The organism is Microbacterium sp. NPDC091382, assembly GCF_044757025.1.
Taxonomy (GTDB): domain Bacteria; phylum Actinomycetota; class Actinomycetes; order Actinomycetales; family Microbacteriaceae; genus Microbacterium.
In genome coordinates this window covers 226,202-246,489 of the sequence record NZ_JBIVUD010000002.1, presented here as the reverse complement: position 1 = coordinate 246,489, position 20,288 = coordinate 226,202, and the positions used below count along the sequence as shown (strand labels likewise).

Sequence of the window (20,288 nt, the reverse complement as noted above, 5' to 3'; positions counted from 1 at the left end):
AGCCTACCATCGCCGCGAGGGCTCTCACCTGCGAAGGAAGTATTCGAGCGCGAGAGGCGCGATCTCGACTGCGTCTGACTCGTCGTACGCGACCCAACGAAGCTCAGCGATCTCCGCGGCGGCGGCAGGCTGCTGACCCTCCAGCGAGACTTCGAACACATCGGCGATGACGGAGTGACCGGGCTCGTTCGCGGCGTCTGCGCGGAAGACTCCGAGGCCTCGCAGATGGTCGCGCCCGACGGAGACGCCGAGTTCCTCCCTCAACTCGCGCACGAGGGTCTCTGCCGGCGTCTCGCCTGCCTCGGGCTTGCCACCGGGTTGCATGAATGCGCTCGTCCCCTCTTTGCGAACCAGCAGCAACCGGCCGGTGTCATCGCGGATGACGGCCGCCGACACGCGGATCGACGGGGCGGGAGGATCGTCCGGGAGCGTCACGCGAAAACGCTAACAGGAGTGCCGACGTACAATCTCATGTGCTTCCCGACGCTTTACCCGACGAACTCGGAATCGACCCCGACGACCTGGGGATCGACCCCGACGACCTCGCCACGACGCTCCGCGTCCTCGCGACGCTTCCGTCACTCCCCCGGATCCACCCCGACTTCATCGCTGTCCGTCAGGCGAGCGCCGCCATGTTCAAGGCGGCCAAGAAAGAGCGGCGGCGCGAGATCCGACAGGCGATCGCCCAGGCCGACCGAGACGTCGTCCATGCCACGGCCACCGGAGCGCCCGATCGGATCGACGACGAGACCCGCGGCATCCCGATCGCGGCGCGCACCGCCGCACCCATCGCCGGCGTCCTGAAGAAGGCTCGCGGCTGCTACATCTGCAAGCAGCCGTACACGGTCGTCGACGCCTTCTACCACCAGCTCTGCCCCGACTGCGCTGAACTCAGCCATGCCAAGCGCGACGCGCGCACCGATCTGTACGGCAGGCGGGCGCTCCTCACCGGCGGTCGCGCGAAGATCGGCATGTACATCGCCCTGCGCCTGCTCCGCGACGGCGCGCACACGACCATCACGACCCGCTTCCCTCGAGACGCCGTGCGCCGCTTCCGCGCACTGCCCGACTCGGCGCAGTGGATCGACCGTCTGAAGATCGTCGGCATCGACCTCCGCGATCCCGCGCAGGTCATCGCCCTGGCCGACGATGTCGCCGCAGCGGGCCACCTCGACATCCTCATCAACAACGCCACGCAGACCGTGCGACGCTCCCCCGGCGCCTATCAGCCGCTCGTCGACGCCGAGCTCGCTCCCCTGCCCGACGGCCCTCTCCCCGCCCTTGTCACCTTCGGGCACACGAACGATCGGCACCCCGAAGCCCTCGAGCGTTCCGTGAGCGCACATCCGATCCTCGCCGCAGCAGCCGACCGGGCCGACCTGCTCACCCGGGAGGCGATGACCGCCGGCTCCACCTCCCTCGAGCGGCTCGCGGACGGTACCGCGATCGACGCGGGCGGATTGATCCCGGACCTCGACCACTCGAACTCGTGGGTGCAGCGGGTCGAGGAGGTCGATCCCCTCGAGATGCTCGAAGTGCAACTCGCGAACACGACGGCTCCCTTCCTGCTCGTCTCGAAGCTGCGTCCCGCACTCGCGGCGAGTCCGGCTCGGCGCACGTACATCGTCAATGTCAGCGCGATGGAAGGCGTTTTCGAACGGGGATACAAGGGGCCGGGTCATCCGCACACGAACATGGCGAAGGCGGCGGTGAACATGCTCACGCGGACGAGTGCCCGCGAGATGTTCGAGACCGACGGCATCCTCATGACGAGCGTGGACACCGGATGGATCACGGACGAACGGCCGCACCCGACCAAGGTGCGCCTGGCAGAGGAGGGGTTCCATGCACCTCTCGACCTGGTCGACGGCGCGGCACGGGTCTACGACCCCATCGTGCGCGGAGAGACCGGCGAGGACGTCTTCGGCGTCTTCCTGAAGGACTACGCACCGAGCCGGTGGTGACGGCGCTACCCGACCCCGGTACGCGCGTCGTCGTGCGCTACCTACTGCCCGACGGACGCGCGACGGACGCGCTCGGCGAGTTGGTGCGCGCGGAGAGCGACGTGGTGATCGTCGACGGCAAGCGCGGAGTCGAGCGCATTCCGCGCGGCGCCATCATCGCTGCGAAGGCCGTACCGCCACCACCCGAACCGCGTCGACGCGCCTGAGCGTCACTCGCCCAGACGATTGCGGCTGCGCATCGCGCGCTCCGCCTCACGCTTGTCTTCGCGCTCGCGGATCGTCTGCCGCTTCTCGAACTCGCGCTTGCCCTTGGCCACGGCGATCTCGACCTTCGCCCGACCGTCCGAGAAATAGAGCTTCAACGGGACGAGCGTGTACCCGCCCGCGGAGATCGCGTGCGACAGCTTGATGATCTCGTCCTTGTGCAGCAGGAGCTTGCGAGTGCGCTTGGTCGCATGGTTGGTCCAGTGCCCCTGGGAGTACTCCGGGATGTGCACCGCGTCGAGCCAGGCCTGCCCGCCGTCGATGAACGCGTAGCCGTCGCTGAGGTTCGCGCGTCCCTGCCGAAGCGATTTGACCTCGGTGCCGGTGAGGACGATCCCCGCCTCGTACGTCTTCTCGATGGCGTACTCGTGGCGCGCGCGACGGTTGGTCGCGATGACCTGCTCTCCGCGTTCCCTGGGCATGATGACTCCTCGACGCGGCCGCGCTCCGCGCGCGACCGGCCTGCCAGTCTAACGGAGGTGGTGGTTCAGGTACGCAACCATCTGCGTATCGCGAAGCTCGCCGACAGCGCGGCGAGGACGAGGCCCACCCCGATGATGACCGGTATCACGAGGAGGGCGTCGCGTCCGTCGATCCAGGTGGTCACGAAGTCGATCTCGTCCACGAGGTATCCGCGGACGCCGTAGTGGACGCCGAGCCAGATGGCGGCGCTCGCCAGAGCCGATCCGATGAACGCCGCGAAGACGCCTTCGAGGATGAACGGGGTCTGGATGAACCTGTTCGACGCACCCACGAGGCGCATGATGCCGAGCTCCTTGCGCCGGGCGTACGCCGACAGCCGGATCGTGGTGGCGATGAGGAGGACGGCCGCGACCAGCATCAGGCCGGCGATGGCGATCGCGATGTAGGTGGCGATCGTGAGGGCGGAGAAGAGCGGTTGCAGATATTCCATCTGGTCCTTCACCTCCTCGACGCCGTTCATTCCGCTGAACGCCTCGCTGATGACGTCCGTCTGCGTGGGGTCGACCAGGTTGACCCAGTACGTCTCGTTGAGCTGGGCGGGGGTGATGAAGTCCTTGTAGTCCTGACCCATCAAGTCGAGGACGTTCTGATAGGCCTCGTCACGCGTCTCGAAACGCACGCTCCGGACGATGTCCTTGAGTGCGGGGCTTTCCAGCTTGTCGGCGACCTCCTTCAGCTGTTCCTTCGTCGCTTCGCCGTCGCTGCAGGTGGTCTGGGTCGCCCCGTCGCGGCACATGAAGATCGCGACCTGGGCGCGTTCGGCCCAGTATCCCTGCATCTTCGCGATCTGCATCTGCATGAGCATGGCCGCGCCGACGAAGGTGAGCGAGACGAAGGTGACGAGGATGACGGAGATCACCATCGAGGCGTTGCGGCGAAGGCCCGTGAGCGCTTCGCCGAGGACGAGACGGACTCTCATGCGGTCGGCCCCACTTCGTCGTCGTCGCGGCGTCCCAGTCCCAGCCGGTCGGCGGCGCCGAGCCCGTCGATGCCGGCCAGATCGATGTCGGCCGGTGCGATCGGGATGCCGCGGGTTCCGGTGTCGGGCTCGGCGGACGCCGCGGCATCCGACTCCTCCTCACCGGTGTGCACGGGCGTCACCGGGGCGTCCTGCACGACCGGGACGGCGGGAAGCACTCTGTCGGGCTGCGGTGCGGGCGGCTCCACCGGCTCCGGGAGCGGCTCGATCTCGCCGGTCTCGCCGGAGGAGGCGATCTGCTTCTGGAGCTCGAGCACCGCCGTCAGCGCGGCGGTGGCGGCGGCACCCTTGACGGTCTCGGGGGTCAGGACGGGCAGGCCCGACGTGTCGCCGTATCCGCCGTGACGCTCGTCTCGGACCACGACACCGCCGCGCAACTCGATGACGCGACGCTGCATCTGATCGACGAAGCCCGCCTCGTGCGTGGCCATGACGACCGTGGTGCCACCGGCATTGATGCGAGCGAGCAGCTGCATGATGTCGATCGACGTCGCGGGATCCAGGTTCCCCGTCGGTTCGTCGGCGAGCAGGATCTGCGGCCTGTTGACGATGGCGCGGGCGATTGCGACGCGCTGCTGCTCACCTCCTGACAGCTCGTGCGGCAGACGCTTCTCCTTGCCCGCCAGACCCACCAGGGCGAGGGCTTCGGGAACCGACTGCTGGATGAAGGCGCGGCTGGAACCGATCACCTGGAGGGAGAACGCGACGTTCTGGAAGACGGTCTTGTTGGGCAGGAGGCGGAAGTCCTGGAACACCGACCCGATGTGGCGTCGGAAGTAGGGGACCTTCCGGGAGCTCAGCCCCCGCACGTCCCGGCCGAGCACGACGACGCGCCCGTCGGACGGGGTGTCCTCGCGGAGGATGAGACGCAGGCACGAGGACTTCCCCGAGCCGGATGCGCCGACGAGGAACACGAACTCTCCCCGCTGGACGTCGAACTCGACATCGCTGAGAGCGGGTTTGCTGGTGCCTCGATAGCGCTTGGAAACCTTTTCGAACCGGATCATGGCCTGACGAGCCTAAGCGCGAAGCCTGCGGCATCCGTCAGCGACACTCCCGATCACTCAGGGGGCTGACAGGGTTCCCAGGACCCGGCGCAGATCAGTCGTCGTCGTCCTTGCGCTTGCGCCAGCGGATGCCGGCAGCGATGAACCCGTCGAGGTCGCCGTCGAAGACGACCGCGGGGTTCCCGACCTCGTGGCCGGTACGGAGGTCTTTCACGAGTTGCTGACCGTAGAGGAAGTAGGAGCGCATCTGGTCGCCCCAGCTCGCCGTGATCGTGCCGGCGAGCTCCTTCTTCTTCGCCGCTTCCTCTTCCTTCTGGAGCAGCATGAGTCGCGTCTGCAGCACGCGCATGGCGGCGGCCCGGTTCTGGATCTGGCTCTTCTCGTTCTGCATCGAGACGACGATCCCGGTCGGAAGGTGCGTCAGGCGCACAGCGGAGTCGGTCGTGTTGACCGACTGCCCACCGGGACCCGAGGAACGGAAGACGTCGACGCGGATGTCGCCCTCGGGGATGTCGACCTCCTGGGCCTCCTCCATCACCGGGATCACCTCGACGGCCGCGAAGCTCGTCTGTCGCTTGTCGGCGGAGCCGAACGGGCTGATGCGGGCGAGGCGGTGCGTGCCGGCCTCGACCGACAGCGTGCCGTAGGCGTAGGGGGCGTCCACCTCGAACGTCGCGGACTTGATGCCCGCGCCTTCGGCGTAGGACGTGTCCATCACCTTCACGGAGTACTTGTGCCGCTCGGCCCAGCGCAGGTACATCCGCATGAGCATCTCGGCGAAGTCGGTGGCGTCGTCGCCGCCGGCACCGGAGCGGATCGTGACGACCGCACCACGGTCGTCGTACTCGCCGTCGAGGAGCGTCTGCACCTCGAGCTGGTTGATGACCTTCTCGAGATCGGCGATCTCGCGACGAGCCTCTTCGGCGGAGTCCTCGTCGTCCATCTCCTGCGCGAGCTCGACGAGAACCTCGACGTCGTCGAGTCGCTGCTCGACCTCGGTGACGCGCTTGAGCTCCGACTGGCGGTGGCTGAGGGCACTGGTGACCTTCTGCGCCTTCTCGACGTCGTCCCAGAGGTCGGGAGCGCCCGCCTCGTCGGACAGACGGGCGATCTCGGCGGTGAGCGCGTCGACATCGACGACCGCCTTGATCTCACCGAAGGTGGAACGGAGGGCCTGGATGTCCGCAGACGGATCGAATTCAAGCATGACACTCCAGAGTAACGTGGATGGCGATGATCGACCGACCCGACTCCCCCACTGCCCGGGAGGTGCTGTGGCGTTTCGGACCGATGGTCTACGCGCCGACCGTTCTCTTCGCGATCGGCGAGGGAGCGGTTCTGCCCCTCATCCCGATCCTGGCCGGCCGCCTCGGCGCGGATGTCGCCCTGTCGGCGCTCATCGCCTCGTTGCTGGTCGTCGGTCAGCTGATCGGCAACCTGCCGGCGGGCTGGTCGGTCGCCCGGTTCGGTGAGCGCGTGACGATGATCGTCGCGGGGTCGCTCGCGCTCATCGTCTCGCTGGCGGCGGCCCTGGTGCCCTCGCTTCCGGTCTTCGCAGCCGCGGTGTTCCTGATCGGCTCGTGCGCGGCCGCGTTCGGCCTGGCACGCCACTCGTTCATGACGACGCGCGTGCCCGTGATGTTCCGCGCTCGCGCACTTTCGCTCCTGGGAGGCACGTTCCGCCTCGGCATGTTCACCGGTCCCTTCATCGCCGCCGGTCTCATCGGCCTGTTCGGCGACGAGCGGTCGACCATCTGGTTCTTCGCCGTGTGCCTCGTCGCCCTCATCGTGCTGGTCACATTCGGGCCGGACCCGGAGAAGCAGTTCATCGCCGAGCCGACGCGCGGCCACGACGCTGAGGATTCGGGCGAACCCGTCACCGGGTCGATCCCGGTCGCCGAGCGCATCGGCGTGTTCCGCACTATGTGGCTGCACCGGCGGGTGCTGTCGCGTGTCGGTCTCGCGGCGGCGTGCCTGTCCGCGGTCCGCTCCGCCCGACAGGTCGTCCTGCCCCTGTGGGGCGTGTCGATCGGGCTCGACGCGCAGACGATCGCCCTCATCGTCGGGATCTCCGGCGCCCTCGATTTCGCCCTCTTCTATGCGAGCGGTCAGGTCATGGACCGGTTCGGACGTCTGTGGGCGGCCCTCCCCGCGATGATCCTGATGGGCAGTGGATTCCTCGCCCTGTCCGTCACCCACGACGGCGCGGGCGCCGAGATGTGGTTCGCGATGTTCGCGGCGGTTCTCGGCGTGGGCAATGGCCTGTCCAGCGGCATCCTGCTGACCATCGGCGCGGACCTCGCTCCGAAGGAGGATCCGGCGCCGTTCCTGGGCTCGTGGCGCACGTTGACGGATGCCGGTGGCGCCACCACCCCACTGATCGTCACCGGCGTCACCGCGATCTCGTCCCTGTCGTTCGCGGCCGGCGCGGTGGGTGTCATCGGCCTTCTCGGAGCTGTCGCCTTCATCCGCTGGCTGCCCAGGTTCCTGCCGCATGTGAACCGCTGACCCGGACTACTCGAGCGCGGTGCGACTCGTCGCCGTCGCCTCCAGCGCGACGCCATCGGGGATGAACAGACTCGAGATCGGCGGGTGCCACACCGAGCCGACGACAACTCGAGCGGACACGCCATCCGGAGTGCTCGCCCCCAGAAGACTCGCGTTTCCCTCGGCGGCGATGATCGCCTGCGCCTGCTCCCGCACTCCCCCGTCGGTGAGCACCGCCCGGGGCCGGTCGTCGACGACGTCGAGCGTGAATCCATCCGCGGCCGCGAGGGCCGCGGCATCCGCCGTCGCCTGGGTCCGCTTCTGCGCCAGGTACAGGCTCGTCGCGTCGACCGTCACGAAGACCAGGGCGAGGGCCAGGAGCGCGTACCCGATCGTGAGGAGAAGGACACTTCCGTCGTCGTCGTCCGGACTCACTGATCCCTCCAGTAACGCGAGACCTTCTGCACCGAGGCCGACTCCACGCCGACCCGGGCGGCTTCTTCGAGACCGAGAACGGGCGGAACGAGCGGCAGCGGGACGGATGAGGACACCGTCACCCGTACGATCGCCCCGGCGGTCGGACAGGCGGTCGACTGATCGACGCACGACACGTTCACCTCGAGGGCGTCCTCATCGAGGCCGTACTCGCGCACGAGGGAGCCCAGGACAGCCGCCGCACGGTCGTCGGCATCATCGATGCTGTCGGCGGATGCCACCGCACGGGCGATGTGCCGCGACGCCGATTCGACGCCCAGGGCGTGGGACTGGACCAATCCGAGCGTGACCACCAGGTAGACGATGGGCACGAGCAGGACGACTCCGCCGACGATGAACTCGAGAGCAGCCGAGCCCCTCTCGTCCTGGCTGAGGGGATCAGTCGAAGCTCTCCGCGGGGGCATGGACGGTCACCTCCCATCCGCGCGGGACGCCGAGGAGCCCGATGATCGGTAGCCGCGTCTTCAGAGTCACCGATACCGTCTCGTATCCCAGGGTGCGGGAGTCCGTCGCCGTTGCACTCTCGACGAAGTCGCTGCCGACGGCACGCTCGGCGACCTCTCGCGCGCGCTCGGCACCCGCAGCGGTCTCGACATCCGCCAGAGCGGCGTAGTACGCGCCCTCGACCGCGGCGTCGTGCACGACGTTGCGGACGTAGACGGCGAGTCCGAGTTGCAGCACCCCGAGCGTCAGCACCGTCAGCAGCACGCCGACGAGCACGAATTCGACCGGAGTCGATCCGCGCTCGTCGGAGAGCAGCCGCCGCATCTCGGGACGCCTCAGAAACTGGACACCTGGTCGATCGCCTGCTGGAACAGCTGGGCGAGCGCAGGCCCCGCGAGAGCCCAGATGACGACGACGAGCCCGGCGGTCATGAGCGTGATGAGCACCCAGCCCGGCACGTCCCCCCATTCGTCCTCTCGAAGTCCCGTGTACACGGCACCCCAGGCCGTCCGCAGTCGTTGGAAGGTGGAACGGATCATCAGGATCTCCTTTCGGTCATGCGTCAGCCGACCCCGAGTCGCAGCATCACGATCCCGGGGAAGACGGCGAAGAGGACGCTCATCGGCAGCAGGAGGAAGACGATCGGGAAGAGCATCGCGATCTCCTTCTTGCCGGCCTGCTCGATGAGCGTGCGTTTGGCGTCCTCTCGGGCGTCGCCTGCTTGAGCCTGCAGGACACCCGCCAACGGAGCACCGCGATCGATGGCGGCGACGAGGTGCTCGATGGCTCGCGAGAGCGCGGGAACGTCCAGACGTCGCCCGAGGTCGACGAGCGCGTCCGACAGGTTCGATCCCGTACCGCTGTCCAGGACCGCACGGCGGATCTCCACGGTGAGCTCGCCGCTCCCGATCTCGCCGACCCGGTGCAGCGCGTCTCGCAGCCCTTCGCCCGCGGCCAGGCAGAGGGAGAGGAATTCCAGGAGCGTGGGCAGCTCCTCCTCCACGCGCGCCCGGCGACGACGTGCTGCCGATGTGAGGCGCAGATCGACGAGAGCTGCGGCTGACAGTGCTGCGACGGGCGGAAGGATCGTCGCTCCCGGCGAGAGCCTGCCGGCAAGGGCGAGGATCACGAGAACGACTCCGCCCAGGAGGGCGCCGGCCACGACCCACGTGAGCTGACGCCCGCGGAAACCGGCGGCATCCTGTACCCATCCCGCTTGGCGGAGCCGGTGCTCGAGTCGAGCCACGCCGCCGAGGGATGCCACGAAGCGATCCCTGCGGGCGCGCCAGTCCCCCGGTGCAGACGCCAACGGCGTCAGGCCTCGTGGATCCGCGATATCGCGGAGGTACGGCGCGATGCGACGAGCGAGCGTCGGAGCCGCCAGGCGCGGAATGCGTGTCGCGACCATCACGAGGCCGGCGGCGAAGGTGCCGCCCAGGACGACCGCCACGGCGATTTCCGTGACGCCGCTCATGCGAACCACCGCCGCGGCTCCGGCAACCGACCGATCCCCACCATCAGCCGGAAGGCGATGGCGGACACCCCGGCGCCCACGACGATGACGGTCACGCCCTCGGGACTGCTGTACGCCGTCGCGCCCTCGGGGCGCAGGGCGAGCAGTCCGAGGATCACCCACGGCGCGACGACCCCCAGGACGGCAGCGCCGCGGATCCATGATTGGCGCGCTTCGATCTCCGCGCGCAGCGCCGCCTCGGCGCGGACGGACGCCGACAGCGCGCGCAGGACGCTCGTCAGCTCGGTGCCGCCGACCTGACGAGCCATGCGCAGCGCCTCGATGATGCGATCGGCGACAGGATCTGCGAGGCGAGCCTTCAGCCGCAGCGAACTGGAATCGAAATGCCCGGAAGCGGCGACGTCCGATGCGAAGGCGCCGAAGGCCGGCCGGAGAGGCGGCGGCCCCACCTCGGCGAGTGCGGAGACGGCGTCGGGGAGCGACATCCCCGACCGGACCGAGGCGACGAGCAGGTCGCACACGTCGGGCCACAGCTGCCGCCGAGCCTTCTGCACGCGCCGCACCCTTCCGCGCAACCACGCAGCCGGAGCGAAGAAGCCGGCCGCTGCAGCGACCGCGGCGAAGGCGAGGAGCGACGTCGGCAACCAGACCACCGCACCTGCGAGGGCGGCTGTCGCGAGCGAGATCGTCGCGAGGTGCCCGGCTGTGGCATGACCGAACCCGGCTTCTTGCAGAAGCCGCGCGAATCGACCGTCCCGGCGAGCTCCGTCACTGCGGACGGCACGGGGCGGCCACAGCCACGGCGAGAGTGCGAGGAGGATGCCCGCGGCCAACGTCACTCCGAGAACAGTCGTCATCGCGCCTCGCCCCCGAACACACGACGGGTCTCGATGACGCCGTCGAGGACGCGACCGGTCGGAGCGACGACCTCGACGACGGCTCGGCGACCCTCGGCATCCCGTCGGCAGTGCACGACGAGGCCGACGGAGGCGGCGATGGCCGGCAGCAGGAAGTCGCGGTCGATGTTCCGGCCGGCCAGGAGCGGCAGCGAACCGAGCTTGCGCAGCGCGTCGGTCGCCGAGTTCGCGTGGATGGTGGCGGCTCCCGGGACTCCGGTGTTGAGCGCCAGGACCAGATCGAGGGCTTCGGCGTCGCGTACCTCCCCGACGACGAGGCGGTCGGGTCTCATGCGCAGCGCCTCCTTGACGAGGCGTCGGAGCGACACCTCGCCGGTACCTTCCAAGCTCGGCTGACGCCCCTGCAGCGCTACCAGATCGTGCGCCTGCACGGTGAGCTCGAACGTCTCCTCGACAGTCACGATTCGGTGGTGCGGCGGCGCGGCAGCGATCAACGCCCCCAACAGGGTCGTCTTGCCTGCGTGCGTCGCGCCTGAGACGATCACGCTGGTCCCTTCGCGCATCGCACCCTGGAGCAGTGTGGCTGCCGCGGGGGTGACGGATCCGGCTGCGACCAGGTCGTCGAGGGTCCGGAAACGAGCGAGGAACTTCCGGATGTTCACCGCCCAGTGGCGGCGCGTGATGTCCGGGATGACCACGTGCAGCCGTGATCCGTCCGGCAGCGAGGCATCGACGAACGGCTGGCTCAGATCGACGCGCCGGCCCGTGGCGTGCAGCATGCGCTCGACCAGATCCCGCACCGCGGTGTCGCTCAGCACGATCGGCGCGCGCTCGCTGCGGCCATCGCGAGCGATGTACACCTTGTCCGGCGCGTTGATCCAGATCTCCTCCACGTCCGGATCGTCCAGCAGCGCTTGGAGCGGCCCGTAACCGGCGACCGTCGAGAGGATGTCGCGGACGGACGCCGCTTCGTCCTCGATGACATCCACGCCCCGCGCGAGGGCGAAATCGTTGTGACGCCTCACTTCGGCCCGAGCGATGAACGACGCGCGTTCGGGGTCGCGGGAGGGGTCGACCTCCTCCGTCCGCAGGCGCTCGCGCACGCGCTCGGCGACCGCGGTGACTCCGCGTGTGCCCGGCTGAGAGGAGGCGACGCTCATGGCCTGGGATCTTCGCAAGGGGGCTGCGGCCCGCGCACGAGTTATCCACACTCCGCGCTCGACGTCATTTCGTCGTCCCGCCTCGCAGAGTCCAGAATGGACGGATGCCTGAAACGAGGAGCGTCCATCTGCCGGTGTTGTACTTCGGAACCCCGGTGGCGCTGATCACCACGGTCAACCCCGACGGCACGTCCAACATCAGCCCGATCTCGTCAGCGTGGTCTCTCGGGTCCCGCTACATGCTCGGGCTCGGATCGGGCGGGCAGGCGCTTGCGAATCTCCGCCGAGTTCCCGATCTCGTCGTCAACCTCCCGTCGTCGGACCTCGTGAGCAGCGTCGAGGCCATCGCGCCGACGACGGGCCGGTTCCCCGTTCCCGCCGACAAGCATCCCGCCTACCGACACGAAGCCGACAAGTGGACGCTCGGCGGACTGACGCCCGTCGCGTCTGAGCGGGTCGCCGCTGATCGGGTCGACGAGTGCCCGGTGCAGATCGAGGCGCGGGCCGTGCAGATCATCGACATCGACGGCGGCGATGCCGTCGCGGTCGAGGCGGAGGTCCTGCAGGTCCACGCGCACGAGACGATCCTGCGGGATGACCACAGCGACCGCGTCGACACGGAGCGATGGCGTCCGCTCTACTACAGCTTCCGGCATTACTTCGCCCAGGGCGCACACGTCGGGGCAAACTTCCGGGCGCCGCTGCTCGACGAGGACGCGCGGGTCTGACCCGGATCACCGGATATTCGGGGGTTATCCCTCTCAGGTCTCTCCCACCGCGCGCCCTAGACTGAAGCCACCAGCGGGAGTGGTGAAATCGGCAGACACGCAGGATTTAGGTTCCTGTGCCTTCGGGCGTGGGGGTTCAAGTCCCCCCTTCCGCACGAGGCACCGTCGTGTCTCACACCTTGCGCCCATTCCGCCGGCCGGCCCGCCGTCGCGACCTGAAGGACCTCCGTGCATCCCTTGGCACTGATCCCCTGGCTGGATCCCGAGACCATCATCAACGCCGCAGGTCCCTGGGCGCTCGTCGTGGTCTGCTTCATCATCTTCGCCGAGACCGGACTCCTCGTCGGGTTCCTGCTCCCCGGCGACACGCTCCTGATCATGGCGGGGCTCCTCTCCAACCCGGTCACGCACGCCCCGAACGGCGTCTTCGGCGTCAACGTCTGGATCGTCGGACTCCTCATCGGCCTGGCCGCGTTCCTGGGCGGAGAAGTCGGCTACCTGATCGGACGCAAGGGAGGTCCTGCGGTCTTCGAGCGCAAGGAATCCGGCCTGTTCAGTCGGAGCAACGTCGAACGCACGAACGCGTTCTTCGAGCGGTACGGCGGCGTGACGGTCATCCTCGCCCGATTCGTCCCCATCGTTCGCACCTTCGCCCCGGTCGCCGCCGGCGTCGGCAAGATGGCCTGGCACAAGTACTCGCTGTACAACCTCATCGGCGCCGTCATCTGGGGCTTCGGTCTCACCGTCATCGGCTACCTGGTGAGCCTCATCCCCGGCGTCGGAGAGTTCGTCGCCGAATACATCGACGTCATCCTGCTCATCGCGGTCGCAGGCACCATCGTCTTCATCGTCTGGCATTACTTCGCCGAGAAGCGCAAGGTCAAGCGCGAGATGGCCGCCGGCCCCGATGGGACGACGGACGCGGCCGAGGCGCAGGAGCTCGTCCTCGAGCCCGAGGCGTTCGATGACCCGGCCGAGGAGCGCGGAGACGCTCCGCGGCTCTGATCAGGACGCCTTCTTCTTCGCGGGAACCTTCTTCGCAGCCTCCGTCTTCTTCGCAGCCTTCTTCGTGGCTGGCGCCGACTCCTCGTCGGCGTCGGCCTTCGATTCTCCGACGGAACCCTTCCCCGACCGCGCCGCCCGACTCTTCTCGACGCTGGCCCGCAGGGCAGCCATCAGATCGATGACCTCGCCGCCCTCGGCATCCGCCTTCTCCCCGAAGGTCTCGGCGGTGTCGAACGCGTCGCCCTTCTCGAGCTTCGCGTCGATGAGGGTGCGCAGCTCCTTCTGATACTCGTCGGTGAACTCGCTCGGGTCGAAGTCGCTCGAGAAGCTGTCGACGAGGGATGCCGAGAGCTCCAGTTCTTTGCTCGAGATCTTCACCGGCTCATCCAGCACCGGGAAGGACGCCTCGCGGACCTCATCCGCCCAGAGGAGGGTCTGCAGAACCAGCACGTCGCCGCGCACCCGCAGCGCGGCGAGCCGCGTCTTCTGTCGCAGGGCGAAGCGGACGATCGCGGTGCGGTCGGTCTGCTCGAGCGTCCGACGCAGCAGCACGTACGCCTTCGGGCTCTTCGAGTCGGGTTCGAGGTAGTACGCCTTGTCGAGGGTGAGCAAGTCGATCTGCTCGGTGGGGACGAACTCGACGACCTCGATCTCGCGGCTGCGCTCGCTCGGCAGCGCCGCGAAGTCGTCGGAGGTCAGGACGACGGTGCGCTCGCCGTCGTCGTAGGCCTTGTCGATGTCGGAGTACGGCACGACCTCGCCGTCGATCTCGCAGATGCGCTGATATCGGATGCGGCCGCCGTCGGCGGCGTGCACCTGGTGCAGCGACACGTCGTGGTCCTCCGTCGCCGAGTACACCTTGACGGGCACGTTGACGAGTCCGAAGGTCAGCGCGCCTTTCCAGATCGATCTCATGCCCTCAGTACACACCCCGCCGACGCGACGACCAATGGGGGTTGCGCACTAATCTGGCCCCATGCCAGCCGCGCCGCAGGAGGTCGTCGTCGACGGACGCCGACTGCGGCTGACGAACCTCGACAAGGTGATGTACCCCGCGACGGGGACCACCAAGGGCGAGGTCATCGACTACCTGACGCGGATCGCGCCGGCCATCCTTCCCCACCTCGATGCGCGGCCGGTCACCCGCATCCGCTGGCCGGACGGCACCGCGGAGGGGTCGTTCTTCGCGAAGCACCTCGAGGCGGGCGCACCGGCCTGGATCACGCGCAGACCCATCGCGCATTCGACCGGCGCGAAGGACTACCCCCTCGTGGACGGGGTTCCGACGCTCGTCTACCTCGCGCAGGTCGCGTCGATCGAACTGCACGTCCCGCAGTGGCGGTTCGACGCGGAGGGTGCGCGGCGGAACCCCGATCGGCTCGTCCTCGACCTCGACCCCGGCCCGGGTATCGGGCTCGCGGAGTGCGCCGAGGTCGCGCGATGGTGTCGGGAGATTTTGACCGATCTGGGCATGGAACCGCTCCCCGTCACGAGCGGGAGCAAGGGCATCCACCTGTACGCCCCGCTCGACGGCTCGCGCACGAGCGAGGAGATCAGCGCCTTCGCCAAGGAGCTCGCGCGGGCGCTCGAGGCCGATCATCCGGATCTCGTCGTGAGTCAGATGTCCAAAGCGGCGCGTCCGGGGAGGGTCTTCCTGGACTGGAGTCAGAACAACGGCAAGAAGACGACGATCGCACCCTACTCGCTGCGCGGACGCGCTCGCCCCACGGTCGCCGCGCCTCGCACGTGGAAGGAGCTCGACGATCCGGGCCTTCGTCATCTGCTCTTCGACGAGGTCCTCGACCGGGTCGCCGCGGACGGCGACCTGATCGCGCCGCTGGCCCCCAGGGGGACGGGGCCGCTCGCCTCCTACATCGCCAAGCGCACGGCGGCGAAGACCCCGGAGCCCGTGCCGGACTCCCCCGCCGGCTCGGTTCGCCCGGCGTCCTCCCGCTTCGTCATCCAAGAGCATCACGCGCGGCGGCTCCACTACGACCTGCGGCTCGAGCGCGACGGCGTACTCGTCAGCTGGGCGGTCCCCCGCGGCATCCCGGAGTCGCCCTCGACGAACCACCTGGCCGTCATGACCGAACCCCATCCGATGGAGTACCTGGACTTCGCCGGGGACATCCCCGCCGGCGAGTACGGTGCCGGCGCCATGTCGATCTGGGACACCGGCACCTTCGACCTCGAGAAGTGGCGCGACGACGAGGTCATCGTCACCGCGACCGGGCGTGGCGACGGTCCGCTCGGCACCGTGAAGCTCGCGCTCATCCGCACGAGCGGCGACGGCGAGAAGTCCCAGTGGCTGCTGCACCGGATGAAGACGGATGCTGCGAATCCCCCGGCGGCTTCGACTCACGCTGCTTCGGCGCCACCACCGGCGTCGGTACCCGCTCCTGCACCCATGCTGGCGACCACCTCGAACGCCGCTCTCGCCCGGCACGCCGCCGACAGGTGGGGCCCGTGGGTCGAGTTCAAATGGGACGGGGTGCGTGCCCTCGGCATCTGGGACGGGGAGCATCTCCGCCTCCATGCCCGCAGCGGCACGGACATCACCGCCAGATACCCCGAACTGACCGGCGGTGATCCCGGCCTCGGACCCGCCGCCTGCGTCATCGACGGCGAGATCGTCGCGCTCGACGAGCGGAACCGGCCGAGCTTCTCCCTGCTGCAGCACCGGATGCACCTCACGAAGTCCGCTGAGATCGCTCAGGAGTCCGCACGAATCCCCGTGCAGTTTCTGCTGTTCGACGTCCTGGAGGTGGACGGAAGGGATGCCGGCCGGCTCCCCCTCTCGCAGCGGCGCGAGCTCCTGGAACGCATCGCCGGAGGCACGATCGATGAGATCGTCGTCCCGCCCGTCGCGAACGACGTCGACGATGCGCTGGCGACGGCGGAGGAACTGGGCCTCGAGGGCGTCGTCGTCAAGGATCCCGCCTCGATCTACCGTCGCGGCGTCCGCGGCGAGGAATGGCTGAAGGTGAAGCTGACCCTCATGCAGGAGGTGGTGATCGGCGGCATCCGTCCGGGCAAGGGAGGTCGCAGCGGCGGGATCGGATCGCTTCTCATGGGAATCCCGACAGAGGGCGGACTGCACTACGTCGGTCGTGTCGGGTCCGGCTTCAGCGATCGCACTCTCGCACGCCTCGACGCCGAACTCACGCCGCTGCGGACCGAGGAGAATCCGTTCGTCGACATCGGCCGGGCCGAGGCATCCGATGCTCTCTGGGTCAGCCCCGATCTCGTCGGCGAGGTGGAGTACGCCGAGACGACACCCAACGGCACGCTTCGTCACGCACGCTGGCGCGGGCTGCGCCCGGACAAGACCGCCGAGGATGTGCGCGCCGAACGGTGAGGCGCGTCGTCACCGGTTCTGGATGATCGTCAGCTGGGTGCCGTCGGGGTCGAGGAGGTACGCCGCTCTGCCGCCCCAGGGCTCGTCCCTGGGCGCGTGATGACGGGGGAAGCCCGTGACGCCCTCGGGCACGCCGGCCTCGACGATGCGGTCATACCACCCGTCGAGGTCGTCCACACGGAGGCAGCACATGAAGGTGTTCGCGAACGGATCGAGATCAGGGTCGGGAAAGAACTCGAGCTGCAGCAGATCGCGCCGCAGGATGAGCCAGTCATCGGCTCGATAGACGACCTCGAGCCCCAGGCCGCCGTAGAACGCCGCCGACGCGGCGAAGTCCCGCGACGGCAGATTGGGCGCAGCGGTGTCCGTCATCAGTGATCCCCTCCCGTCCGGATCAGGCGTGAGCCTCGTGCTCGACGTGGCCTGCCGGCTCGAGCTGGAAGGTCGAGTGCTCGACATCGAAATGACGCGCGAGGCACGACTGCAGTTGCGACAGCAGCGCCCCGGCACGGTCGTCCGCGAAATGGTCCGCCGCGACGACGACGTGCGCCGTGAAGACCGGGGCGCCGCGGGTGAGCTGCCACACGTGCACGTCGTGCACGTCGACGACACCGTCGGCACCCAGGATGTGATCGCGGATCTCGGTCACCTTCGTTCCCGCCGGGGCGCGCTCGCCGAGCACCGCGAAGACCTCGCGCAGCAGAGCGATGGCGCGCGGCACGATGAGCGCGGCGATGACCAGCGAGGCCACGGCGTCCGCCGGCATCCATCCCGTCAGCCAGATCAGGCCCGCTGCGATGATGACGATTACCGAACCGAGCAGGTCGCCGAGCACCTCGAGGTAGGCGCCCCGCACGTTGATGCTCGTGCGCTGGGCGGCGCTCAGGACGTACAGTGAGACACCGTTCGCGACGAGGCCGATCACGGCGACGACGAGCATCGGCAGGCCCTGCACCTCGGCCTGCGCGGGGTGCATCAGCCGTCCGATGGCCTCGACCGCGATCCAGGCACCGAGGGCGATGAGGATCAGGGCGTTCAGAAGCGCGCCGAAGACCTCGGCACGCTGATATCCGTAGGTCTGCCGGTCGTCCGCGGGTCGAGCGGCGACCGACGCCGCGATCAGGGCGATCACAAGACCCGAGCTGTCGGTGAACATGTGACCGGCGTCGGCGAGCAGCGCAAGCGACCCGGTCAGGATCGCGCCGGCCAGCTGGACGACGAGCACGGTCGCGGTGATCCCGAGGGAGACCGCGAGCAGGCGTCGCGGATGTCCTCCCCGGATGCCGGCGGGTGCGTGATCGTGCATACCTACGAGGGTAGAACCGGGCGCATCACCGACCGGCCGGATCGGAGAACTCGGGAATGAGTCCGATTCTCAGCCTCTGCGCCGAACGTCAGGACGTCAGAGGGTCTCGAGCAGTGGCCCCAGCGCGACGAACGCCCGCGCGCGATGCGACGAGGCGTTCTTCTCCGCGGGCGTCAGCTCCGCTGCGGACCTGCCGTCGGCGTCGTCCGGCAGGAAGACCGGGTCGTAACCGAACCCGTTCTCCCCCGCAGGTGCGGTCGCGAGCCGACCGGGCCAGACACCGGTGACGACGTGCTCCTCCCCGCCGGGGACGACCAGGGCGATCGTCGAGACGAACTGCGCCGTCCGATGCGGGTCGGCGATGTCGGCGAGCTGATCGAGCAGGAGCTCGTAATTCGCGACGCCGTCCTTCTTGTGCCCCGCCCAGTAGGCCGAGAACACTCCGGGTGATCCGCCCAGCACGTCGACGGCGATTCCCGAGTCGTCCGCCATCGCCGGGAGGCCGGTGTGGGCTGCCGCGGCGCGCGCCTTGATGAGGGCGTTCTGCGCGAAGGTCACGCCGTCCTCGACGGGCTCGGGTCCGTCGTACCCGACGACCTCGATATCGGGTCGGGTCGCCGCGACGATCGCACCGAACTCCTCGACCTTGTGCGCGTTGTGCGTAGCGAGGACGATACGGCGCGCCGTCACGCCAGCCCCTCCGCCAGCGCTGCGATCTGCGCCTCGCGGAGGTCGCCGCAGCCGTTCACGCCGAGCTCGAGGAGGGCGTCCAGCTCGCGTTTGTCGAAGGGCGCGCCCTCGGCGGTGCCCTGGACCTCGACGAACAGCCCGCGACCGGTGACGACGACGTTCATGTCGGTCTCGGCACGCACGTCCTCGACGTAGGCCAGGTCGAGCATCGGCTCACCGTCGATGATGCCGACCGAGACCGCGGAGACGGAGTCGATGAGCGCCTTCGCGTTCTTGCCGACGAAACCCTTGGCGCGGCCCCATTCGATCGCGTCCGCCAGGGCGACGTAGGCGCCGGTGATGGCCGCGGTCCGCGTGCCCCCGTCGGCCTGCAGGACGTCGCAGTCGATGACGATCGTGTTCTCGCCGAGGGCCTTCGTATCGACGACGGCGCGCAGCGCGCGACCGATCAGCCGCGAGATCTCGTGCGTGCGCCCGCCGACCTTGCCCTTGATCGACTCGCGGTCGTTGCGGGAGTTCGTGGCGCGCGGCAGCATCGCGTATTCGGCGGTGACCCAGCCCTTGCCCTTTCCGGTGAGCCAGCGGGGCACGCCGTTGGTGAAGGATGCCGTGCACAGCACCTTCGTGCCCCCGAAGGAGATCAGCGCCGAACCCTCTGCGTGCGCACTCCACCCACGCTCGATCGTGACGGGGCGCAGCTGGTCGACGGTCCGACCGTCGGCTCGGGTGGTCTCGGTCATGAGGTCTCCTTCGGTAGGTCGATGGCACCGGTCTGAACGAGCCGGACGGCGCTGACGCCGCGGCCCATCAACCGGTCTGCGAGTCGGATGAAGTCGTCGGCGGAATCGCCGGTGGCCTCGTACACGTGGGTCGGCGAGGCATCCGGACCCGCGAGGAGGTCCCGGGAGACGAGCTGTCGGTACACGTCCTTCGCCGTCTCGGTATCGCTCGAGACGAGCGACACGTCAGGACCCATGACGTAACTGATCGCGCCTTCGAGGAACGGGTAGTGCGTGCACCCGAGGACGACGGTGTCGACGCCGGCGTGGCGGAGGGGAGAAAGGTACTCCTCCGCGACACGGAGGACATCCGTCGTGTCGGTGACACCCGCCTCGACGAAGTCGACGAAGCGCGGGCAGGCCTGCGCGAAGACGCTGAGGTGCTCGTTGACGCCGAGCATGTCCTGGTAAACGCCCGAGCCGATCGTGCCCGCCGTGCCGATGACACCGATGCGTCCGTTCCGCGTGGTCGAGATGGCGGTGCGGACAGCCGGCCCGATGACCTCGACGACCGGCACGTCGTACCGCTCACGTGCGTCGCGAAGGAGCGCGGCGGACGCGGTGTTGCACGCGATGACGAGCATCTTCACGCCCTGATCGACGAGCGAGTCGAGGACCTCCAACCCGTAGCGCCGCACGTCCGCGATCGGTTTGGGACCGTACGGTGAGTGCGCGGTGTCGCCGATGTAGAGGATCGACTCGCGCGGAAGGAGCTGAGAGACGGCGCGGGCCACCGTGAGCCCGCCCACTCCGGAGTCGAAGATCCCGATCGGTGCGTCCGTCACGATCGACCAGCCTAGTCTCGGTC

The 20,288-nt window shown here is 68.6% G+C and carries 24 protein-coding genes and 1 tRNA gene; 7 read left to right on the top strand and 18 right to left on the bottom strand.

The window, feature by feature from the left end; genetic code table 11:
* Window positions 1-24: 24 nt before the first annotated feature.
* Complete coding sequence (locus tag ACIQLK_RS08595) at window positions 25-435, bottom strand: NUDIX domain-containing protein (protein WP_400364211.1); 411 nt, start codon at window positions 433-435, stop codon at window positions 25-27.
* A gap of 38 nt (window positions 436-473) precedes the next feature.
* Between ACIQLK_RS08595 and ACIQLK_RS08590 the strand changes: the two genes are divergently transcribed.
* Both ACIQLK_RS08590 and ACIQLK_RS08585 read left to right on the top strand, forming a co-directional pair.
* A complete protein-coding gene (locus tag ACIQLK_RS08590; protein WP_400364210.1) occupies window positions 474-1,964 on the top strand; it encodes an SDR family NAD(P)-dependent oxidoreductase in 1,491 nt (496 codons plus the stop codon).
* Window positions 1,961-2,170 carry a hypothetical protein gene (locus ACIQLK_RS08585; protein WP_400364209.1) on the top strand — a complete coding sequence of 70 codons (210 nt, stop codon included), beginning with the start codon at window positions 1,961-1,963 and terminating at the stop codon, window positions 2,168-2,170. The genes ACIQLK_RS08590 and ACIQLK_RS08585 overlap by 4 nt, the downstream gene beginning before the upstream one ends.
* A 3-nt stretch (window positions 2,171-2,173) precedes the next feature.
* Here ACIQLK_RS08585 and smpB read toward each other — a convergent pair whose 3' ends face one another.
* From smpB to prfB, 4 genes are all read right to left on the bottom strand, one after another.
* Window positions 2,174-2,650, bottom strand: coding sequence for an SsrA-binding protein SmpB (gene smpB / locus ACIQLK_RS08580; RefSeq protein ID WP_400364207.1), 477 nt, complete (start codon window positions 2,648-2,650; stop codon window positions 2,174-2,176).
* A gap of 65 nt (window positions 2,651-2,715) precedes the next feature.
* A complete protein-coding gene (gene ftsX / locus ACIQLK_RS08575; protein ID WP_400364205.1) occupies window positions 2,716-3,630 on the bottom strand; it encodes a permease-like cell division protein FtsX in 915 nt (304 codons plus the stop codon).
* Entirely contained in the window at window positions 3,627-4,697 is a 1,071-nt protein-coding gene (ftsE, locus tag ACIQLK_RS08570) for a cell division ATP-binding protein FtsE (protein ID WP_400364203.1), read from the bottom strand. Before ftsE ends, ftsX begins: the two co-directional genes overlap by 4 nt.
* 94 nt (window positions 4,698-4,791) lie before the next feature.
* Window positions 4,792-5,904 (bottom strand): peptide chain release factor 2, encoded by a 1,113-nt coding sequence (prfB, locus tag ACIQLK_RS08565; RefSeq protein ID WP_400364201.1) that lies wholly within the window; start codon window positions 5,902-5,904, stop codon window positions 4,792-4,794.
* 26 nt (window positions 5,905-5,930) lie between these two features.
* Here prfB and ACIQLK_RS08560 point away from each other — a divergent pair, with 26 nt between their 5' ends.
* A complete protein-coding gene (locus tag ACIQLK_RS08560) occupies window positions 5,931-7,205 on the top strand; it encodes an MFS transporter (protein WP_400364918.1) in 1,275 nt (424 codons plus the stop codon).
* Between the two features lie 6 nt (window positions 7,206-7,211).
* Here the strand turns inward: ACIQLK_RS08560 and ACIQLK_RS08555 are convergent, their stop codons facing one another.
* Genes ACIQLK_RS08555 through ACIQLK_RS08525 form a run of 7 tightly spaced genes read right to left on the bottom strand, consistent with a single transcriptional unit; the run spans window position 7,212 to window position 11,614 of the window.
* Window positions 7,212-7,619, bottom strand: coding sequence for a pilus assembly protein TadG-related protein (locus tag ACIQLK_RS08555; RefSeq protein ID WP_400364200.1), 408 nt, complete (start codon window positions 7,617-7,619; stop codon window positions 7,212-7,214).
* Window positions 7,616-8,083, bottom strand: a complete 468-nt coding sequence (locus ACIQLK_RS08550; protein WP_400364199.1) for a TadE family protein — start codon at window positions 8,081-8,083, stop codon at window positions 7,616-7,618. Before ACIQLK_RS08550 ends, ACIQLK_RS08555 begins: the two co-directional genes overlap by 4 nt.
* Window positions 8,058-8,447, bottom strand: a complete 390-nt coding sequence (locus ACIQLK_RS08545; protein ID WP_400364198.1) for a TadE/TadG family type IV pilus assembly protein — start codon at window positions 8,445-8,447, stop codon at window positions 8,058-8,060. The genes ACIQLK_RS08550 and ACIQLK_RS08545 overlap by 26 nt, the downstream gene beginning before the upstream one ends.
* Before the next feature lie 11 nt (window positions 8,448-8,458).
* Window positions 8,459-8,662, bottom strand: coding sequence for a hypothetical protein (locus tag ACIQLK_RS08540; protein ID WP_400364196.1), 204 nt, complete (start codon window positions 8,660-8,662; stop codon window positions 8,459-8,461).
* 23 nt (window positions 8,663-8,685) lie between these two features.
* Window positions 8,686-9,597, bottom strand: coding sequence for a type II secretion system F family protein (locus ACIQLK_RS08535; protein ID WP_400364195.1), 912 nt, complete (start codon window positions 9,595-9,597; stop codon window positions 8,686-8,688).
* Window positions 9,594-10,454, bottom strand: a complete 861-nt coding sequence (locus ACIQLK_RS08530) for a type II secretion system F family protein (protein WP_400364193.1) — start codon at window positions 10,452-10,454, stop codon at window positions 9,594-9,596. The genes ACIQLK_RS08535 and ACIQLK_RS08530 overlap by 4 nt, the downstream gene beginning before the upstream one ends.
* A complete protein-coding gene (locus ACIQLK_RS08525; protein WP_400364192.1) occupies window positions 10,451-11,614 on the bottom strand; it encodes a CpaF family protein in 1,164 nt (387 codons plus the stop codon). The genes ACIQLK_RS08530 and ACIQLK_RS08525 overlap by 4 nt, the downstream gene beginning before the upstream one ends.
* A gap of 104 nt (window positions 11,615-11,718) precedes the next feature.
* Between ACIQLK_RS08525 and ACIQLK_RS08520 the strand changes: the two genes are divergently transcribed.
* The 3 genes from ACIQLK_RS08520 to ACIQLK_RS08510 all read left to right on the top strand — a co-directional run bounded on the left by ACIQLK_RS08520 (window position 11,719) and on the right by ACIQLK_RS08510 (window position 13,347).
* Window positions 11,719-12,342, top strand: a complete 624-nt coding sequence (locus ACIQLK_RS08520) for a flavin reductase family protein (RefSeq protein ID WP_400364191.1) — start codon at window positions 11,719-11,721, stop codon at window positions 12,340-12,342.
* A 73-nt stretch (window positions 12,343-12,415) separates the two neighbouring features.
* Window positions 12,416-12,497 (top strand) — tRNA-Leu (locus tag ACIQLK_RS08515).
* A 73-nt stretch (window positions 12,498-12,570) separates the two neighbouring features.
* Entirely contained in the window at window positions 12,571-13,347 is a 777-nt protein-coding gene (locus tag ACIQLK_RS08510; protein ID WP_400364190.1) for a DedA family protein, read from the top strand.
* Here the strand turns inward: ACIQLK_RS08510 and ACIQLK_RS08505 are convergent, their stop codons facing one another.
* Window positions 13,348-14,262 carry a Ku protein gene (locus ACIQLK_RS08505; protein WP_400364188.1) on the bottom strand — a complete coding sequence of 305 codons (915 nt, stop codon included), beginning with the start codon at window positions 14,260-14,262 and terminating at the stop codon, window positions 13,348-13,350.
* Window positions 14,263-14,323: 61 nt separating this feature from the next.
* On the opposite strand from ACIQLK_RS08505, the gene ACIQLK_RS08500 reads away from it, so the two are divergent.
* Window positions 14,324-16,705, top strand: a complete 2,382-nt coding sequence (locus ACIQLK_RS08500) for an ATP-dependent DNA ligase (protein ID WP_400364187.1) — start codon at window positions 14,324-14,326, stop codon at window positions 16,703-16,705.
* Window positions 16,706-16,714: 9 nt separating this feature from the next.
* On the opposite strand, the gene ACIQLK_RS08495 is transcribed toward ACIQLK_RS08500, so the two are convergent.
* The 5 genes from ACIQLK_RS08495 to murI all read right to left on the bottom strand — a co-directional run bounded on the left by ACIQLK_RS08495 (window position 16,715) and on the right by murI (window position 20,265).
* Window positions 16,715-17,077: a bleomycin resistance protein gene (locus ACIQLK_RS08495; RefSeq protein ID WP_400364186.1), complete on the bottom strand. Its 363-nt coding sequence runs from the start codon at window positions 17,075-17,077 to the stop codon at window positions 16,715-16,717.
* A gap of 22 nt (window positions 17,078-17,099) precedes the next feature.
* Window positions 17,100-18,011: a cation diffusion facilitator family transporter gene (locus ACIQLK_RS08490; RefSeq protein WP_400364185.1), complete on the bottom strand. Its 912-nt coding sequence runs from the start codon at window positions 18,009-18,011 to the stop codon at window positions 17,100-17,102.
* A gap of 96 nt (window positions 18,012-18,107) precedes the next feature.
* The gene (rdgB, locus tag ACIQLK_RS08485) at window positions 18,108-18,701 is read right to left on the bottom strand and encodes an RdgB/HAM1 family non-canonical purine NTP pyrophosphatase (RefSeq protein ID WP_400364184.1); all 594 of its coding nucleotides are present in this window, start codon (window positions 18,699-18,701) and stop codon (window positions 18,108-18,110) included.
* Window positions 18,698-19,441 carry a ribonuclease PH gene (gene rph, locus ACIQLK_RS08480; protein ID WP_400364183.1) on the bottom strand — a complete coding sequence of 248 codons (744 nt, stop codon included), beginning with the start codon at window positions 19,439-19,441 and terminating at the stop codon, window positions 18,698-18,700. Before rph ends, rdgB begins: the two co-directional genes overlap by 4 nt.
* Window positions 19,438-20,265, bottom strand: a complete 828-nt coding sequence (murI, locus tag ACIQLK_RS08475) for a glutamate racemase (protein WP_400364182.1) — start codon at window positions 20,263-20,265, stop codon at window positions 19,438-19,440. The genes rph and murI overlap by 4 nt, the downstream gene beginning before the upstream one ends.
* Window positions 20,266-20,288: the final 23 nt, after the last annotated feature.

Excerpts from the sequence above, each read along its gene's own strand:
- smpB (WP_400364207.1), bottom strand. The coding sequence starts at position 2,650 with ATGCCCAGGGAACGCGGAGAGCAGGTCATCGCGACCAACCGTCGCGCG.
- ftsX (WP_400364205.1), bottom strand. The coding sequence starts at position 3,630 with ATGAGAGTCCGTCTCGTCCTCGGCGAAGCGCTCACGGGCCTTCGCCGC.
- ftsE (WP_400364203.1), bottom strand. The coding sequence starts at position 4,697 with ATGATCCGGTTCGAAAAGGTTTCCAAGCGCTATCGAGGCACCAGCAAA.
- prfB (WP_400364201.1), bottom strand. The coding sequence starts at position 5,904 with ATGCTTGAATTCGATCCGTCTGCGGACATCCAGGCCCTCCGTTCCACC.
- ACIQLK_RS08560 (WP_400364918.1), top strand. The coding sequence starts at position 5,931 with ATGATCGACCGACCCGACTCCCCCACTGCCCGGGAGGTGCTGTGGCGT.
- ACIQLK_RS08550 (WP_400364199.1), bottom strand. The coding sequence starts at position 8,083 with ATGCCCCCGCGGAGAGCTTCGACTGATCCCCTCAGCCAGGACGAGAGG.
- ACIQLK_RS08545 (WP_400364198.1), bottom strand. The coding sequence starts at position 8,447 with ATGCGGCGGCTGCTCTCCGACGAGCGCGGATCGACTCCGGTCGAATTC.
- ACIQLK_RS08540 (WP_400364196.1), bottom strand. The coding sequence starts at position 8,662 with ATGATCCGTTCCACCTTCCAACGACTGCGGACGGCCTGGGGTGCCGTG.
- ACIQLK_RS08535 (WP_400364195.1), bottom strand. The coding sequence starts at position 9,597 with ATGAGCGGCGTCACGGAAATCGCCGTGGCGGTCGTCCTGGGCGGCACC.
- ACIQLK_RS08530 (WP_400364193.1), bottom strand. The coding sequence starts at position 10,454 with ATGACGACTGTTCTCGGAGTGACGTTGGCCGCGGGCATCCTCCTCGCA.
- ACIQLK_RS08525 (WP_400364192.1), bottom strand. The coding sequence starts at position 11,614 with ATGAGCGTCGCCTCCTCTCAGCCGGGCACACGCGGAGTCACCGCGGTC.
- ACIQLK_RS08520 (WP_400364191.1), top strand. The coding sequence starts at position 11,719 with ATGCCTGAAACGAGGAGCGTCCATCTGCCGGTGTTGTACTTCGGAACC.
- ACIQLK_RS08505 (WP_400364188.1), bottom strand. The coding sequence starts at position 14,262 with ATGAGATCGATCTGGAAAGGCGCGCTGACCTTCGGACTCGTCAACGTG.
- ACIQLK_RS08500 (WP_400364187.1), top strand. The coding sequence starts at position 14,324 with ATGCCAGCCGCGCCGCAGGAGGTCGTCGTCGACGGACGCCGACTGCGG.
- ACIQLK_RS08495 (WP_400364186.1), bottom strand. The coding sequence starts at position 17,077 with ATGACGGACACCGCTGCGCCCAATCTGCCGTCGCGGGACTTCGCCGCG.
- ACIQLK_RS08490 (WP_400364185.1), bottom strand. The coding sequence starts at position 18,011 with ATGCACGATCACGCACCCGCCGGCATCCGGGGAGGACATCCGCGACGC.
- rph (WP_400364183.1), bottom strand. The coding sequence starts at position 19,441 with ATGACCGAGACCACCCGAGCCGACGGTCGGACCGTCGACCAGCTGCGC.